The sequence below is a fragment of the Lelliottia jeotgali genome (genome assembly GCF_016771845.1).
GTDB lineage: Bacteria > Pseudomonadota > Gammaproteobacteria > Enterobacterales > Enterobacteriaceae > Enterobacter > Enterobacter jeotgali.
This window is the reverse complement of record NZ_JAENMQ010000001.1, coordinates 13,060-28,827: the sequence shown is the minus strand read 5'-3', so window position 1 is coordinate 28,827 and position 15,768 is coordinate 13,060. Positions and strand designations below refer to the sequence as shown.

General features: G+C 51.8%; 14 protein-coding genes and 2 tRNA genes. 8 read left to right on the top strand and 8 right to left on the bottom strand.

The features are described from left to right. The first annotated feature begins 114 nt into the window (after positions 1-114). Positions 115-1,314, top strand: a complete 1,200-nt coding sequence (punC, locus tag JBO43_RS00145; RefSeq protein ID WP_202673440.1) for a purine nucleoside transporter PunC — start codon at positions 115-117, stop codon at positions 1,312-1,314. Between the two features lie 296 nt (positions 1,315-1,610). Further along, positions 1,611-2,759, top strand: a complete 1,149-nt coding sequence (gene cfa / locus JBO43_RS00140) for a cyclopropane fatty acyl phospholipid synthase (protein ID WP_103946414.1) — start codon at positions 1,611-1,613, stop codon at positions 2,757-2,759. Between the two features lie 144 nt (positions 2,760-2,903). Here the strand turns inward: cfa and JBO43_RS00135 are convergent, their stop codons facing one another. Beyond that, positions 2,904-3,545 (bottom strand): riboflavin synthase subunit alpha, encoded by a 642-nt coding sequence (locus tag JBO43_RS00135; protein ID WP_103946415.1) that lies wholly within the window; start codon positions 3,543-3,545, stop codon positions 2,904-2,906. 229 nt (positions 3,546-3,774) lie between these two features. Here JBO43_RS00135 and mdtK point away from each other — a divergent pair, with 229 nt between their 5' ends. The 3 genes from mdtK to JBO43_RS00120 all read left to right on the top strand — a co-directional run bounded on the left by mdtK (position 3,775) and on the right by JBO43_RS00120 (position 5,473). Further along, the gene (gene mdtK, locus JBO43_RS00130) at positions 3,775-5,148 is read left to right on the top strand and encodes an MdtK family multidrug efflux MATE transporter (protein WP_095281793.1); all 1,374 of its coding nucleotides are present in this window, start codon (positions 3,775-3,777) and stop codon (positions 5,146-5,148) included. 153 nt (positions 5,149-5,301) lie between these two features. Next, positions 5,302-5,378, top strand: a tRNA-Val gene (locus tag JBO43_RS00125). An 18-nt stretch (positions 5,379-5,396) separates the two neighbouring features. Beyond that, positions 5,397-5,473, top strand: a tRNA-Val gene (locus tag JBO43_RS00120). A gap of 95 nt (positions 5,474-5,568) precedes the next feature. On the opposite strand, the gene JBO43_RS00115 is transcribed toward JBO43_RS00120, so the two are convergent. From JBO43_RS00115 to JBO43_RS00085, 7 genes are all read right to left on the bottom strand, one after another. Beyond that, positions 5,569-6,180 (bottom strand): helix-turn-helix transcriptional regulator, encoded by a 612-nt coding sequence (locus JBO43_RS00115; RefSeq protein WP_095281792.1) that lies wholly within the window; start codon positions 6,178-6,180, stop codon positions 5,569-5,571. Positions 6,181-6,254: 74 nt separating this feature from the next. Beyond that, positions 6,255-6,764, bottom strand: coding sequence for a fimbrial protein (locus JBO43_RS00110; RefSeq protein WP_095281791.1), 510 nt, complete (start codon positions 6,762-6,764; stop codon positions 6,255-6,257). Positions 6,765-6,801: 37 nt separating this feature from the next. Next, the gene (locus JBO43_RS00105; protein ID WP_202673439.1) at positions 6,802-7,326 is read right to left on the bottom strand and encodes a fimbrial protein; all 525 of its coding nucleotides are present in this window, start codon (positions 7,324-7,326) and stop codon (positions 6,802-6,804) included. 16 nt (positions 7,327-7,342) lie between these two features. After that, complete coding sequence (locus JBO43_RS00100) at positions 7,343-8,308, bottom strand: fimbrial protein (RefSeq protein ID WP_103946419.1); 966 nt, start codon at positions 8,306-8,308, stop codon at positions 7,343-7,345. An 8-nt stretch (positions 8,309-8,316) separates the two neighbouring features. Next, a complete protein-coding gene (locus JBO43_RS00095) occupies positions 8,317-10,845 on the bottom strand; it encodes a fimbria/pilus outer membrane usher protein (protein WP_202673929.1) in 2,529 nt (842 codons plus the stop codon). A gap of 40 nt (positions 10,846-10,885) precedes the next feature. Beyond that, on the bottom strand, positions 10,886-11,563 hold the full coding sequence (locus JBO43_RS00090; protein ID WP_095281788.1) for a fimbrial biogenesis chaperone: 678 nt from the start codon (positions 11,561-11,563) through the stop codon (positions 10,886-10,888). A gap of 64 nt (positions 11,564-11,627) precedes the next feature. Continuing rightward, complete coding sequence (locus JBO43_RS00085) at positions 11,628-12,161, bottom strand: fimbrial protein (RefSeq protein WP_095281787.1); 534 nt, start codon at positions 12,159-12,161, stop codon at positions 11,628-11,630. A gap of 491 nt (positions 12,162-12,652) precedes the next feature. Between JBO43_RS00085 and JBO43_RS00080 the strand changes: the two genes are divergently transcribed. From JBO43_RS00080 to JBO43_RS00070, 3 genes are read left to right on the top strand one after another with little or no spacing between them, the layout of a single operon-like run. After that, positions 12,653-13,315, top strand: a complete 663-nt coding sequence (locus tag JBO43_RS00080; protein ID WP_095281786.1) for a helix-turn-helix domain-containing protein — start codon at positions 12,653-12,655, stop codon at positions 13,313-13,315. Between the two features lie 57 nt (positions 13,316-13,372). Beyond that, positions 13,373-14,017, top strand: coding sequence for a winged helix-turn-helix transcriptional regulator (locus tag JBO43_RS00075; protein ID WP_202673438.1), 645 nt, complete (start codon positions 13,373-13,375; stop codon positions 14,015-14,017). A gap of 37 nt (positions 14,018-14,054) precedes the next feature. Next, complete coding sequence (locus JBO43_RS00070; RefSeq protein ID WP_202673437.1) at positions 14,055-15,665, top strand: FAD-NAD(P)-binding protein; 1,611 nt, start codon at positions 14,055-14,057, stop codon at positions 15,663-15,665. Positions 15,666-15,768 lie beyond the last annotated feature (103 nt).

Below are 15,768 nucleotides of genomic sequence, written 5' to 3'. Positions count from 1 at the left end.
TTTTTGCCTGCAAATTTTTTGAATGCAACCACCAAATATTAGCGTTTCACAAGGAACTTTGCACTCCCTACACTTTGCGCCAATGAATACCTGCCTCTTTAGGACATAAAAACAATGCAACCCAACAAAGGATTTCTGATCTGGCTCGGCGGTTTAAGCGTGCTGGGCTTTTTGGCCACCGATATGTATCTGCCTGCGTTCGCCGCGATGCAGGAAGATTTACAGACGCCTGCCGCCGCGATCAGCGCCAGCCTGAGCCTGTTCCTCGCCGGTTTTGCCTTAGCGCAGCTGCTGTGGGGACCGCTTTCCGACCGCTATGGCCGCAAGCCCATTTTACTTTTAGGTCTGGCGATCTTTGCCGTCGCCTGTCTGGGGATGCTGTGGGTGCGCGATGCCACCTGGCTGCTGGTGCTACGTTTTGTGCAGGCATTCGGGGTGTGTGCGGCCGCCGTAACCTGGCAGGCGCTGGTCACCGACTACTATCCCGCCTCACGCGTGAACCGCATTTTTGCCACCATTATGCCGCTGGTCGGTCTTTCACCGGCGCTGGCGCCCCTGCTCGGCAGTTGGATCCTGGTGCACTTTGACTGGCAGGCGATTTTCGCCACGCTGTTCATCATCACACTGGTGCTGATGTTACCGGCGTTTACGCTCAAACCTGCACCAGCAAAACCCGCTGAGAACAACGATGACCGCGTGACCTTCCTGTCACTGCTGCGCTCACGCGCCTATCGTGGCAACGTACTGGTTTACGCCGCTTGTTCCGCCAGCTTCTTCGCGTGGCTGACCGGTTCGCCGTTTATTCTGCATGACATGGGCTACAGTCCGGCGGTGATCGGCCTGAGCTATGTTCCGCAGACCATCGCGTTCCTGGTCGGCGGTTACGGCTGCCGCGCGGCGCTGCAAAAATGGCAGGGACAGCAGATGCTGCCGTGGCTGTTGGTACTCTTCGCAATCAGCGTCATTGCGACCTGGGCCGTTGGCTTTATCCCGCACGTTGGGCTGACTGAAATTCTGATCCCCTTCTGCGTGATGGCGGTGGCGAACGGTGCAATCTACCCTATCGTGGTAGCTCAGGCGCTGCGTCCGTTCCCTCATGCGACAGGTCGCGCCGCTGCGCTGCAAAATACCCTGCAACTGGGGCTGTGTTTCCTGGCAAGTTTGATTGTTTCAGCGCTTATCGCCACGCCGCTGATGACAACGACCAGCGTGATGCTCGCCACCGTACTGCTCGCCGCGCTGGGTTATCGCATGCAGTCTTCGGCACAGGACTCGTCTGACGTCACTTCGCAGACAGAATCCTCTCGGGCATAATCGCGCCAGCAATTATGTGACATTTCAGTGATTAGGCTGCTAATAACTTTCTGTTGAATCACCGATTTTTGCGGCCTATACTAAATTTGCTTCACACAAATACGATAAATATTATGTGTTAACGGGAGCCGGAGTGCTCCCGTTTTACCATGGAAGGCCTTTCGGTAAGGGTTATCTCCCTTCCTCTGTTCTACGTCGGATATTAGCCTCACGGAAAAACCGTGGGATTTCTCACAAACCATAAAAAACGGCTACGCTGTTTGAAGGTTCTGATCACAGCAGGTGATGGAGAAGCTATGAGTTCATCGTGTATAGAAGAAGTCAATGTCCGGGACAATGACTGGTTTCGGATCGTCAATGAATTACTGGGTCGGGCGGGCGTCGCGATTAACGGGTCTGCCCCCTCCGATATTCAGGTAAAACACCCCGATTTTTTCAAACGCGTTCTGCAGGAAGGTTCGCTCGGTCTGGGCGAGAGCTACATGGACGGCTGGTGGGATTGCGAACGGCTGGATATGTTTTTCCATAACGTTCTGCGCGCTGGGCTGGAAAACCAGCTCCCTCACCGCCTGAAAGATACCCTGCGTATCGCCTCTGCGCGATTGCTCAATCTGCAAAGTAAAAAGCGGGCATGGATTGTCGGCAAAGAACATTACGATCTGGGTAACGATCTTTTCAGCCGCATGCTTGATCCCTTCATGCAATATTCCTGTGCCTACTGGAAAGACGCTACCACTCTCGAAGATGCACAGCAGGCTAAACTGCGTTTAATCTGCGAAAAGCTGCAGCTTCAGCCCGGCATGAGGGTCCTGGATATCGGCTGCGGCTGGGGTGGACTGGCGTATTATATGGCCAAAAATTATGGCGTCAGCGTCGTCGGCGTGACCATTTCCGCCGAGCAACAAAAAATGGCGCAAGAGCGCTGCGCCGGGCTGGATGTGACCATTCTGCTGCAAGATTATCGTGACCTCGATGACCAGTTTGACCGTATTGTCTCGGTGGGGATGTTTGAGCACGTAGGGCCGAAGAACTACAGTACCTATTTCACGGTTGCCGACCGCAACCTGAAACCCGAGGGGATTTTCCTGCTACACACTATCGGTTCCAAAAAGACGGACCATTCGGTTGACCCGTGGATCAACAAATACATCTTCCCGAACGGCTGCCTGCCCTCCGTTCGCCAGATTGCCGATGCCAGTGAGTCGCACTTTATAGTCGAAGACTGGCACAACTTTGGCGCAGACTACGACACAACTCTCATGGCCTGGCATTCACGTTTTCAGGCCGCATGGCCAGAAATCGCTGATAACTATTCGGAACGCTTCAAACGGATGTTCAGCTATTACCTGAATGCCTGCGCAGGGGCATTTCGCGCGCGGGATATTCAGCTATGGCAGGTGGTGTTTAGCCGTGGTGTAGAGCATGGATTGCGCGTGGCGCGGTGAATGAAAATCGCCCGGCGGCACTTCGTTTGCACGGGCCTACAAAACCGGGAAATTTGTTGTTTTGTAGGCCGGGTAAGCGCAGCGCCACCCGGCAACAAACGAGGTCATCTTCAATGAATAACCCCCGGATATCCGGGGTTTATTTTATTCGTCTTGCGCCGTCAATTTACTTGCCAGTTCTTTCGCCGCCAGAACCCGCTCAACGGTATCCACGACCGCCTGGGTCTGCGGATCAATTTCGATATTAATCCGATGGCCGAGTTTTTTCGCGCCAAGGGTCGTGCGCTGTAAGGTTTCTGGAATTAAATGCACGCAGAAACGCGTCGGGGTCACTTCACCTACCGTCAGACTAATCCCATCCACGCCAATAAATCCTTTATACAGAATGTATTTCATTAATGAGGCATCCTGCACTTTAAACCAGATCTGACGGTTATTTTCCGAGGTCAGGATTTTCGACACTTCAGCGGTGGTCATAATATGGCCCGACATTAAATGCCCGCCGATCTCATCGCTGAATTTCGCCGCGCGTTCGACGTTGACCATATCGCCCACCACCAGCTCACCGAGATTGGTAATACGCAGCGTCTCTTTCATCAGGTCAAAGCTAATACGATTACCGTCAATCTCTGTCACCGTCAGACAGCAGCCATTGTGTGCAACCGATGCCCCGGTTTCCAGCCCGTCGAGCATATATTCCGGCAGCTCGACAATATGGGTACGGAAATTGGGTTTTTCCTCAATGGACACCAGTTTTGCTGTGCCCTGCACGATACCAGTAAACATGCTTACCACTCCTGTTTTATGCCAACGGTGGTGACACCGTTTTAATCGCATCACAATAACATCTGGAAAAACAGGTTGCCAGTAAGGGGCATTTTCTGGCGATTTTTTCACTAGATAAATAGCTAAACCCCGCTACAATAGCTGGCACTCCCCCTGCATTTTCTTCTTGCTGCCAGTTTCGGCGGGTTTTTTTAGTCTCTCAAATAACAACAAATTAAAAGGTGTTCACGTGCAGAAGTACATGAATGAAGCGCGTCAGTTATTACCCCTGGCAATACCGGTGATCATCGCGCAGGTCGCCCAAACCGCAATGGGATTTGTGGATACGGTCATGGCGGGCGGATACAGCGCCACTGATATGGCCGCCGTCGCGATCGGGACCTCCATCTGGCTTCCGGCCATTCTTTTCGGCCACGGTCTGCTGCTGGCCTTAACGCCGGTTATCGCCCAGCTTAACGGTTCAGGTCGACGCGAACGCATCGCCCATCAGGTCCGTCAGGGATTTTGGCTCGCCGGATTCGTCTCCATTCTCGTCATGATTGTGCTGTGGAATGCGGGCCACATTATCCGCTCAATGCACAATATCGACCCGGCACTAGCCGATAAAGCCGTCGGCTATTTACGTGCGCTGCTGTGGGGCGCACCCGGCTACCTGTTCTTCCAGGTGGCGCGTAACCAATGTGAAGGGCTGGCAAAAACCAAACCCGGCATGGTGTTTGGCTTTATCGGACTGCTGGTGAATATTCCGGTCAACTACGTCTTTATCTACGGCCACTTCGGGATGCCTGAACTGGGCGGCGTGGGCTGTGGTGTGGCGACGGCGGCGGTGTACTGGGTGATGTTCATCAGCATGCTGTCGTACGTCAAAAGAGCGCGCTCGATGCGTGACATTCGCAACGAGCAAAGCTTTAGCAAGCCGGATATGGCGGTGATGAAACGTCTGGTTCAGCTCGGCCTGCCTATCGCACTGGCACTGTTCTTTGAAGTAACGCTGTTCGCGGTTGTCGCGCTGCTGGTCTCGCCGCTGGGTATTGTCGACGTTGCGGGCCACCAGATTGCGTTGAACTTCAGCTCGCTGATGTTCGTTCTGCCAATGTCGCTGGCGGCTGCGGTAACCATCCGCGTAGGCTATCGTCTGGGACAAGGCTCGACGCTGGATGCACAAACCGCGGCACGTACTGGCCTGATGGTCGGCGTGTGCATGGCGGCGTGCACCGCCATCTTTACCGTGCTGCTGCGTGAGCAGATTGCCCTGCTCTACAACGACAATCCTGAAGTGGTGATCCTCGCCTCTCAGCTGATGCTGCTGGCAGCGGTGTACCAGATTTCTGATTCGATTCAGGTTATCGGTAGCGGCATTTTGCGTGGGTATAAAGATACACGTTCGATCTTCTTTATCACTTTCACCGCCTACTGGGTGCTGGGACTGCCGTGCGGCTACGTGCTGGCTCTGACCGACCTGGTGGTGGACCGAATGGGCCCCGCCGGTTTTTGGATGGGCTTTATCATAGGTTTAACCTCCGCCGCCGTCCTGATGATGCTGCGCATGCGCTTCCTGCAACGCCAACCATCAGCCGTGATTTTGCAACGCGCTGCGCGTTAATTATCCGCGAGCCGCCTTCGGGCGGCTACTTTCTCTTCACTTTGCGCGGGAATGAAGCAATCGCGTGAAATACGGAAGAAAATTGCATTTTCCCTCTTGCCTCATCCCCTCACTGCCGCTAATATTCGACCCCGTTGTCACAGACAACATGATGCGTCCGTAGCTCAGTTGGTTAGAGCACCACCTTGACATGGTGGGGGTCGGTGGTTCGAGTCCACTCGGACGCACCATCAAAAATTCTATACAGTGCGTCCGTAGCTCAGTTGGTTAGAGCACCACCTTGACATGGTGGGGGTCGGTGGTTCGAGTCCACTCGGACGCACCATTTCGTGATACTCCTCTTCAGTTTTAAATCCCTTTTTATCCAGCCCAACGTAATGCCCCTTATTCATCCTTGAACAGACATATCCTTATGCCCTGTTACTTTGTGAAGAGATGGGGATAAAGCCGACGTTCGTGCAACCTGTCGAGCAGCAGGAGCAATTCATAGTCGGTGGAGAGATTAAATTTCGCCATCATGTGATATTTGTGAGAAAAAATCGTCTTCTCAGACAAATTAAGCTCACGCGCTATTTGCGGCACATTTTTACCGCTGTAGAAACCAGCCATAATCCGTGTTTGCTGGGGTGACAACGCCCGGTGTCGGCAGGTATAACAATTGCTACAACGCGTTTCCTCATGACCTTTCCAGACATGGATTATGCCATCGCGTATCACGCGAAGCGGCGCTCTGCGTTCGATATAAACAATATCCCGGATGCACTCCGGTGACGGTGCGGTATTCACCGGTTTTTTATCCATTAAACCAACGATCACCCCTTTGGTGCGCGAATGCAGCTCAGGGTGACAGGTGAAATGCTCGCCCTGGCACATCCCCATAATAATCATATCGGCCTGGCGCACCGTCTGATGTGTAAACTCCAGCGTTAATTTCACCCTCTTCTGATATTCCTGTGAAAATATCTCGCTCAGAAAGTTGTGTATTGACCAGTCATAAAACGCATTATCATCTTTAATCAGGACGTTAATCATGTAACCTCAAAAACGAAATGCAGGCGACGGCTTAACAAACCGTCACCATTTTGATATTCGGCATAATAAGAGACTTACTGCCAGGTAAATTCCAGGTTGATCGTCGCCGCAAATGTTCCAGCCCCGGCATTTCCCTGCGGGGTAAATATTTTCGCCGACAGGGGAAATTCAGCGCTGTTAGTGCTGGAGTTCACCGAAATCTGCTGAGCGCTCCCGTTACTGTAAATAACCGAGTGATCGGCATTGGTCATGCGCAGCGCAACGTGAGTGGCAGTGCCGGTGTTTTTCCACGCCGTCGCGTCCTGAATATCATTTGTGCCGAGGTATTTCACCGTAACCTGACGTGTGCCTGCCGGGCAGTTTTTTACCAGTAGCGAAAAGTTCTGCCACGCGCCACCTGTTCCGGCGGTGATGAGGTCTGTCCGCTGTAGCGGATCAAATTCCACCAGTTTATTCACCGTGTCGGTATCAACCGAACACGGGCTTGCGACCACATTGCCGCGAAGATTTATTTCCGTATCCGCAAGAGCAAAAAACGCTGCTGCCATCAATATCACTGCGCTGAAGGTTACAAAAACGCGCATAGGTCTCTCCAGGATGCCCCCGCAGGGGCATTCATTTTTATTGATAAGTAAAGGTGGCGGTCACGACGGCGCTAATCGTGCCAGGCATAACGTTGCCATTTTGGGTCCAGGCTCGCGCTCGCAGGTGATACGAATAGGCATTGCCTACGATAATGCCGGTAAAACTTTTCCCATTCCCAAAAGGTTCTCCACCGACGCCCTGCAGCTGGACGGCGAGGTTTGTCGCCGTCCCTGTATTTCGATACATGTCATTGGGATTGAGGCTATCCGCCGTGCCCTGAAACAAGATGGTGGCTTTTGTGGTGGCAGATGGGCAGTTAATCACATTCACATCTACGGGAACCCATCCAGTCGCTGAACCCGGTGTCTGTAATGATGAAGACTCGATATTCATACCAAGATCGACGTTGATATTGACACTGTCGCTTTTGATCTCACAAGGTGAAGCAATAATTCTCCCCGTTACACTAATGGTCACCGGGTCGGCAGCCTTCACGTCAGACAAATTCATGATTGCACTCAGCGCAGTACAGCCGATTATTATCAGTTTCCTGATGTTCATTATTCGGTCCTTTTGATTACTGGTACGTTAAATTCAACGTGGCCGACGTATTGGCCGAACCCGTTGTAACTGCCGTTTTGGTCTGATAATAACGGGCCGTCAGCGGAAGAGATTCCTGGCCCCCTGATGATTGTTTCATCACCATTCGGCTATTAATTCGTAATGGAGAACCGTTATAAAGAAGTTGAACGCCAACGCCCTGAGCTACGCCCGCACTTCCCTGCCCGGTTAAAGCCAGAACACTGTTATCAGAAACATCAGGGTTTTGAATCCCTGAAAGCGTGACGTTTATATTGGCGCCTGTGGCACAGTTCAGCCCCAGGTTTTGCGTTGTTTGCGCGCCTGAAGGAATTGTTCCTGGCGTGCTGCCAAATGTTGATGCAAATACATCACCAATCGGGAATGTTAACGTTTGGGTGCTCAGACCACATGCCAATACGGTGATAGAATTACCGCCTGACATAGTGACGGATTCAGACGTTATTCTCCCCCCAGACCCATTATCAAACTGTTCGTTGGCGATTTCTCCCATCGCCAGCGTGCCTGACACGATATCACCCGTTTTGATGACATTAATAATAATCGTATGATGATTTGCAAACACAATGCCGGCCCCACTATTGGTACTCTGGAAGAGCTGCGCCGGATTTGTAAAATACGCTTCGGAAGGATCCGTTTGAATACCTACACCCGTTAAATTCGTTCTGTATATATTCGGCAAAGGTGATTGCACACCACCTGAATAAGTTAATGTGCGATAACGCGACATGGTTCCCGCGTCCGAGCAATTTACTGACCGGGTACTATTTGTTAATGTCACCGTACCAATAATTGTTCCGACAGGAGCGTCACGCTGAACGGTCATTGCGCCAATAGAGACGACGGGATTCCAGTAACTGACTAACGTGCAGGTCATCGCAAGTGAAGACTTAGAGAATAAACACGATAATATAATCAGAAATAATAATTTAGAAATTCTCATAATTTCCTCTAACGACAAATAACGTTCATCGACTGGACACCAGAATGGTTATTTTCAGCACGACTGGAATACTCGGCCCGGCATGCTTTATCTGAGTCATTACCCCATTTAACGGTCAGGCTTCCTTTCGGATTCAACCCAGTTAAATAGACCTGCCCGCCCTCACCGACAATAAAGCCCTGCCCACTCTGGCCATCCACATTCACGATGGCCCCAAACGGCACGGGAATAGCACCAGGTTGCATTAACGTGATCAGCGCGCGCAGACCCACATTGGTTACATAATTCGCACGCACCACCGCGCCGCGCGTCGGAGTTACAGTGCGGTTGGTCAGTTCAAGTTCGACGTCCTCGGGCAAAGTTTCAGTTAACAGCGCCACATCATTTTTACGATAAACAGTGACGTTGCTCACCGTGGTATAGCCACGCCAGTCAGTCTTCGCGCCGGTCTGGTTCTGAATGCTGACCCCTTTCGCGCCCGGTGCTTTGATGAGTACGTTGGTTTCACCCAATGGCTGGCTGAAGGTCACGCCGTCGGCGTGGGCTAAAATCCCACCCTGTACGCCATAGTTCATGCGATCGCTGTTTTTGTCGTAGCCATATCCAACTGTCGCTTCGCCGTAGGTGCCACGATAATCGGCATTCATCGCGCCGGTGTAGCCCACGTCGTTGGTGCCGTAGCCCTGCTGGACGTTCCAGTTCAGCGCGTTGTTTTCCATCGCCATACCGCTTAAGCCCACGGAGTGCGTGGTACCGCTTTGTTTACTGGCGTTCATGCTGTAGTTAGCCCAGGTTTGCGGCAGGAACTTATCCAGCGGAATACTGATGGTCAGTGCCAGCTGCTGATCTTTGTCGTAATACGTTTGTTCGCCGCGCCCGGTGGATGATCCGTTTTTACTGTAGGTATAGGTCAGGCCGTAGTTAATCCCACGCCAGCCGTTATTGTAACCCAGGCTCCAGGAGGCCATCGTGCGGCCTGAATTCCAGTAATCCTCACGAACCGTACTCAGCATCAGGGTGCCTAAATCCTGTCCAAGAGTTTGACTCATGGTCAGCTCCATGCGATTTCGGCGTCGCTCGACCAGCCCGGATGTGTCGCTATAAGTGTCCAGCACTTCCTGCATGCCGTAATAGCCACTGGTCGAATAGCGATATCCGGCAATAGCAAAGTTAGTCCCCGTTTCCAGCACGTTTTTGCTGTAGCGAGCACGCCATGACTGACCGTCAGTTTTTAGACCATCCTGCGGCGTTGACCAGGCCTGGGTGACATCGGCTGAAAGCGCACCGAAATCACCCAAGTTTTTACCGACGCCACTCGCCAGTGACTGATATTTACTCGATTCCTGCACGCCGCCGTAAATCGTAAAGCCGTGCGGCAGACCATAAATCGCGGTGCCCTGGGCAAACGGCGTTTTGTCTACGCTGCTGTCATAGGAACGATACTGGCCGCCGGTGACGGAAAATTTCAGACGGCCTTCACGCTGGAGCACCGGCAAAGAGGCAAACGGCACGGTATAGTGCTGCTCGCTGCCGTCGGCCTCTTTTACCGTGACCTGCAGATCGCCCGCCCCGCCGGTCGGGTACATATCGGTAATTTCAAAGGCACCCGGTGAAACGTAGCTCTGATAAATTTGATACCCATTCTGGCGAATCGTGACCTGCGCGTTGGTTCGGGCAATGCCACGCACTACAGGCGCATAGCCTTTCAGCGAGTCCGGGAGCATATCGTCGTCGGATGCCAACTGCCCGCCCCGGAACGGCATACCGTCAAACACATCGTTTGGCGCACTGCTATCGCCCGCAGTGAACTGCGCTTTCAGCGGGATCACATCACGCTGAGCGTAGGTATAGACCGTATCCCATTTGTCCTGACCATGTGTGTCACGACTCCAGGTGGTGTAATTGCGCAAACGCCACGGCCCGATATTCACACCAGGACGCAGGTTGGCATACTGCGCATCGTCGGCACGACCGTTGTTGCCACGCTGCCAGTTGTTAGCACCGCTCAGGCTGTAATTAAGCATCGCCGCATTGATGCCTTCATCCCACTGTTCAGGCGACACATATCCGCGCGCCTGAGGTTCCAATGCCGCCTGCGGAATACTGATCAGCAGACGCTGGGTACTGAACTGAAAATCGGCCGCAGCCTGAGGGATCGCAGACAGATCCACGCACTTCCCGCTGGAGGCCAGATTAGGGAACAGGTGGGTGCGAACGCCCCAGCTTTTTAGTTGCTCCAGGCTGAGGCAGGGTTGTAGTACCGAATCGCCGTCTTTATCTTTCACCGACGCAAACTCAATGTCCTGGGTATCCACCGTCTGATCGCCAATAAGAATATCAACGTGATAAACCCCCGGAGCCTGGGAACCGGCTTCAAACATCGACAGATCGGTCTTACCCGAGCCGGGATTGCCCACCTCAAGCAGTTCAGGGTTAAAAAAATCCCGCGCCCCGGCATCGTGTATTATCGTCCCCAGCGCGACCGCAATAAAAAGTGCCAGCCTGGCAGGTTTAAAGTGTTGTTTTTGTTTTGTCATCATCATTAACCAGAAGTCCGTCTTACGTTGCGGTCATTTTTTAAATACTGGCGTTATGCTCTTTCCCCGGCCCACCGTAGTCATTGATCACTTTGAATTTCAGGGCGCCACCGCTCACCCCATTCGGTAACGCAAACTGAGCGGTCGCTCCCGGCATGACATAGCTCACCTCTTCCAGTTCCTTACCATTGACGCTGATCTGACTGAAGTTCATGACGTAGGGCGTTGGATTGCTGACGCTGACTCGATTGCCAGACCGACTCCAGGTCAGCTTTTCCGCGAGTTCTTCGGGCAACGTGCCTTTTAATCCCGCAGGACGATAGATCAGCTTAATTCGCGTTTTAATGGCAATTTGCAGGCTATTATCTTTTTTTGGTGCCGAAGGGATGGCTTTAATATTGAGCCAGTAAAGACTTTCTTTATCCTGAGGTAACGCTCCCGTCAGCATAATACGCTCAACGTTCTGCTGATCTTTATCGAGGCGATAAAGCGGCGGGGTAATAACAAAAGGAGCTTTCTCAGCCCCTCCATTTTGCGTTTCGACCCAGGACTGAATTAAATAAGGCGTGGCATCCGGGTTATTAACGCTAATAGAGGCTTCCTTTTTATTGCCATCATAAATAACACGCGTGCCGCCAATAATTACTCCGGCGTGGGCTGCAGAAATTCCTGCCGCGACAAATGCGCCGACAATAAAAGTCTTACGAAGAAAGTTCATTTTATACCTCAATTAAAAATGAGGCCGATTAACGACCTCATACTCTTTTCCTTAAAAAGGAAAATTAGTTGTATACAACAGAGAAGCTGGCAACGGCGTTTGCTGGACCTGCAGTCACAGTTGCATTAGTAGACTGATACTGTGCGTAGAATTTCAGGGTGTTATCCTGAGTTGAGCTCAGCATGTAGGTGTAGTTGTTTTGACCATGCAGCGGTAAGTCACCTTTATCAGCTGACATCAGGTGGATAGCCACGCCGGTTGCCGCACCAGCGGTGGTGCTGTCGATGGCCAGTAACGTAGAGTCTGTGACTTCTGGAGTACCGTCAAAACGTACTTTTGCCGCAGAGACGCTGGCCGGGCAGTTTTTCAGCACGATGTTGAAATCTTTAGCCGCAGTTTTACTCCCTGCCAGATTGTTGAATTCAGTTTTGTTGTAGCGGCCCAGGTCAACGGTCTGGTTCTGAGAAGCCACATCAACGTTACAGGCGTTCTCCAGAATTTCCCCGGTGAAGTTCACGGTGCCAGCAGCAGCAAACACGTTAGACATAGACACAGCAGCAGTAACAGCAAAAGCAGCAACGATCAGATTCTTTTTCATCATAAATTCCTTAAAATATAGTATTAATTGCTCACCGGAATAGAAAACCATTCAAATTAATTTGAATTAATTTATTGCGGTTAGCTTTTTCCTACTTCAATGTAAAGCACAAACAACTATCATCATCTTTATTGCCACTGAAGTGGCTATTAAATATTGCGGTGCGCATATCGATAATACATTATCGATATATTCGTACTGCCTGACGTTGTTTTGCTGAACAGTAATTTATAGAAACATATTAGGTTACTCAATTTTTTTCTGGGTCTATCTGTAGACTATAAACTAACCTGCGAAAATTCTGTGTTTTAAGGCCCTTCCGCGATCAATAATTGATTGACCACACTAAAGTTATTGACAACTCACAACTCCCTTCCTCATTTCAAGCATTTTCTCGGTCTACACTTAGACCGTATTAACTACTTTTAAAAATGTTTGCAGTAGCAATAATTAATGGTCTCAATGAATCATCCTCGCAGGTGTAATTAAATATGAATACGCGTATGTCTCTCGATGGGCTTGCCAGCGGCTATACATTTTCAACGCATAAGCCCTTGAACCACATAGAAAGGATCTTGCTACATCTCCAGCCTTTCTCGACAGAAGTGATGTATCCCAAAGGTGCCGTTATTCGTTACACAGAAGAAAATATTCGCTACTGCTTCCTGCTTTATAAAGGCAGTGTCGCCCTGCACCGTCGCGGCGACGGAATGGTTTTGAATTCTGAATCAACCCCGTTTGTTTTCGGAATCAGTAACCAGCTCTCAAACGAAGAGCATATGTACATCCGTACCCTCGACGAATGCTGCGTGGGCCAGGTGCCGCTGGCACTCGCCAATGAAATTATTGCCAAAGACGATCTTTGGGAGAGTCTTTCGCATCTGGTGATATATACCACGGGGCGGGTATACGACCATTGCATGGCGATTACCCAAATGTCGGCCTATGACATCATTCGTTTCCAGTTGATGGAATTAATCGGCGAACCGGACAATATTCGCCTGCACATCACCGCAGCAAACTACATCATCGACAGGAGCTATCTGTCGCGAAGCGGAACGATGCGCATATTGTCCGAGCTACGCACCGGCGGTTACATCATTATGGATAAGGGCATTCTGATTGAGATTCGCCATCTGCCATTGAAATATTAACAGCGTGTATACTCTCTGATGTACGGGTAATCCGGCATTGAAGACAGGACGCGCTTTATGAGCAACAACGACAAACCTGCTTTTCCTATGAATCGCGCGACACCTCTGGCCGAAACATTAATCGGTGCGCTGCTTCCTCATGCCACCCTCGCCACGTATCCACCCGGACAAAAGTTCCCCCTGTGTGTGAATGATGTTGCCGTCTGTTACATTCAGCTCGAAGGCACGACGGAATTTCACCGAGGCCCCGACGGAATGGTCGTTACCCACATCTACGCGCCCGCTATTGTGGGTCTGGCCGATGTGCAATTTTCCACGTTTCGCGAATCCTGGATTGAATCGCGCGAGCTTTGCCAGATAGCCACCCTGGATCTGGAACAAGCGTATGAGATTATTCGAAAAAATGACCTGATGGAAACGCTAGTGGGCCATATTAATGGCGTTCTGGGTAAACTCTATTACCACACCCTGCAGAATACCGCGCCTTCGGCATATGAGATTATTCGTTATCAACTGCTGGAACTGATGACCGAAACCGAAGAATTTCGCGCCAGCACTACTGTTGAAAAATATATCCGTGCAAAAACAAATTTATCCCGCAGCGGGATCTTAAAAATACTGGCAGAGCTGAAAACGGGGGGATATGTTGAAATGAACGAGGGCAGATTGATTAAAGTGAATAAGCTCCCGGCCAAATATTAGCGTCAGCATCCTAAGGAATCGGACAAGGGAACGATGAATGAAAAGAATTGCGATTATCGGCGCCGGACCTACGGGGATTTACACCCTTTTCTCGCTGCTAAAAAATAAGACGCCATTTAGTATCGATATCTACGAGCAGGCCGAAGAGGCTGGCGTAGGAATGCCCTACAGCGATGAAGACAACTCGCGGATGATGCTGGCGAATATTGCCAGTATCGAAATTCCCCCCCTCTTTTCCACTTACCTCGACTGGCTGCGCACCCAAAGCAGCGCGCATCTGGCCCGCTACGGCGTGGAGAAATCCTCGCTTCACGACCGTCAGTTCCTGCCGCGCATTTTGTTAGGCGAGTATTATCGCGACCAATTTTTGCAGCTGATCGATCAGGCAAAACAGCGCGGTTTTGACGTCAACGTGCAGGAATCCTGCCAGGTCACAGATCTGGAAGCTACGCCCGAAGGCGTCAGCGTCTGGGCGAAGAACCGTGCGGAACCCGCAATTTACGATCTCACCGTGATAGCTACCGGGCACGTCTGGCCGGACGACGACGAGTCGACCCGTTCATACTTCCCAAGCCCGTGGTCAGGGCTGATGGAAGCCAAAATCGACGCCTGTCGTGTCGGCATTATGGGCACCTCGCTTAGTGGACTGGACGCGGTAATGGCGGTCGCCATTCAGCACGGTGACTTTATCGAGCCGGAAAACCAGCCCGTTGAATTCAGGCTCGACGAAGGTAGCGAAGCGCTCAACATGGTGCTGATGTCCCGCTCGGGCATTCTGCCGGAAGCGGATTTTTACTGCCCACTGCCTTATGAACCTTTAAGCATCGTAACGGAACAGGCGATCGAAAAAGAGATTTCCGCCGGGTCGGACGGCCTGCTGGATCGCGTTTTCAGCCTGATGGCTGAGGAACTTGAGCTCGCTGATCCGCAGTGGAGCGCCTCCATCGCCTTAACAGCGCTGGACGCCGACAGTTTCCATGACGCCTACTTCGCCGAACGCCACAAACATGATCCCTTCAGCTGGGCGCAAACCAATCTCGATGAAGTCGAGCGCAACAAGCGCGACAAACGCACGGTGCCGTGGCGCTACACCATTCTGCGAATGCATGAAGTGGTGCAGGAAATTGTTCCGCATCTGACCGACAAGGATCGAAAGCGCTTCGACGGCGGGCTTTCCCGTATTTTCATCGACAACTACGCGGCCATTCCTTCTCAGTCGATTCGTCGTCTGCTGGCGCTGCGCGAAGCGGGGATTATTAGCGTCCTGGCGCTGGGGGCAGAGTATGAAATGGACGTGCAGGAGAACCGGACGGTGATTGTCTTCGACGGTAAAAAGGTTGAATTTGATCTGTTTATTGATGCCAGAGGGCAAAAACCGCTGAAAACGAAAGACCTGCCGTTCCCGACCCTGCGCCATCAGTTACAGGAAAACGGGGATGAGATCCCGGACGTCAGCGAAGATTACACACTACTTGCGCCCGACAGCGTGCGTGGGCGCATCGCCTTCGGCGCGTTGCCCTATCTGATGCACGATCAGCCCTTCGTTCAGGGGCTGACCGTGTGCGCAGAAATCGGTGATGCGATGGCGAAAGCGATAACACAACGCGCGTCGCGCGCACGTCGTCGATTGCCGTTTTTGGAAGAGTGACAAACAAGTGCGGCCTGATGCCCTCACCCCGGCCCTCTCCCACAGGGAGAGGGTGGTAAAGTCCCCTCTCCCTCCGGACAGTCCCCTCTTCCTGTGGGAGAGG

What these genes read in the sequence shown, in the direction of transcription:
- punC (WP_202673440.1), top strand. Translation starts at nt 115, where the DNA reads ATGCAACCCAACAAAGGATTTCTGATCTGGCTCGGCGGTTTAAGCGTG.
- cfa (WP_103946414.1), top strand. Translation starts at nt 1,611, where the DNA reads ATGAGTTCATCGTGTATAGAAGAAGTCAATGTCCGGGACAATGACTGG.
- JBO43_RS00135 (WP_103946415.1), bottom strand. Translation starts at nt 3,545, where the DNA reads ATGTTTACTGGTATCGTGCAGGGCACAGCAAAACTGGTGTCCATTGAG.
- JBO43_RS00115 (WP_095281792.1), bottom strand. Translation starts at nt 6,180, where the DNA reads ATGATTAACGTCCTGATTAAAGATGATAATGCGTTTTATGACTGGTCA.
- JBO43_RS00110 (WP_095281791.1), bottom strand. Translation starts at nt 6,764, where the DNA reads ATGCGCGTTTTTGTAACCTTCAGCGCAGTGATATTGATGGCAGCAGCG.
- JBO43_RS00105 (WP_202673439.1), bottom strand. Translation starts at nt 7,326, where the DNA reads ATGAACATCAGGAAACTGATAATAATCGGCTGTACTGCGCTGAGTGCA.
- JBO43_RS00100 (WP_103946419.1), bottom strand. Translation starts at nt 8,308, where the DNA reads ATGAGAATTTCTAAATTATTATTTCTGATTATATTATCGTGTTTATTC.
- JBO43_RS00095 (WP_202673929.1), bottom strand. Translation starts at nt 10,845, where the DNA reads ATGACAAAACAAAAACAACACTTTAAACCTGCCAGGCTGGCACTTTTT.
- JBO43_RS00090 (WP_095281788.1), bottom strand. Translation starts at nt 11,563, where the DNA reads ATGAACTTTCTTCGTAAGACTTTTATTGTCGGCGCATTTGTCGCGGCA.
- JBO43_RS00085 (WP_095281787.1), bottom strand. Translation starts at nt 12,161, where the DNA reads ATGAAAAAGAATCTGATCGTTGCTGCTTTTGCTGTTACTGCTGCTGTG.
- JBO43_RS00080 (WP_095281786.1), top strand. Translation starts at nt 12,653, where the DNA reads ATGAATACGCGTATGTCTCTCGATGGGCTTGCCAGCGGCTATACATTT.
- JBO43_RS00075 (WP_202673438.1), top strand. Translation starts at nt 13,373, where the DNA reads ATGAGCAACAACGACAAACCTGCTTTTCCTATGAATCGCGCGACACCT.
- JBO43_RS00070 (WP_202673437.1), top strand. Translation starts at nt 14,055, where the DNA reads ATGAAAAGAATTGCGATTATCGGCGCCGGACCTACGGGGATTTACACC.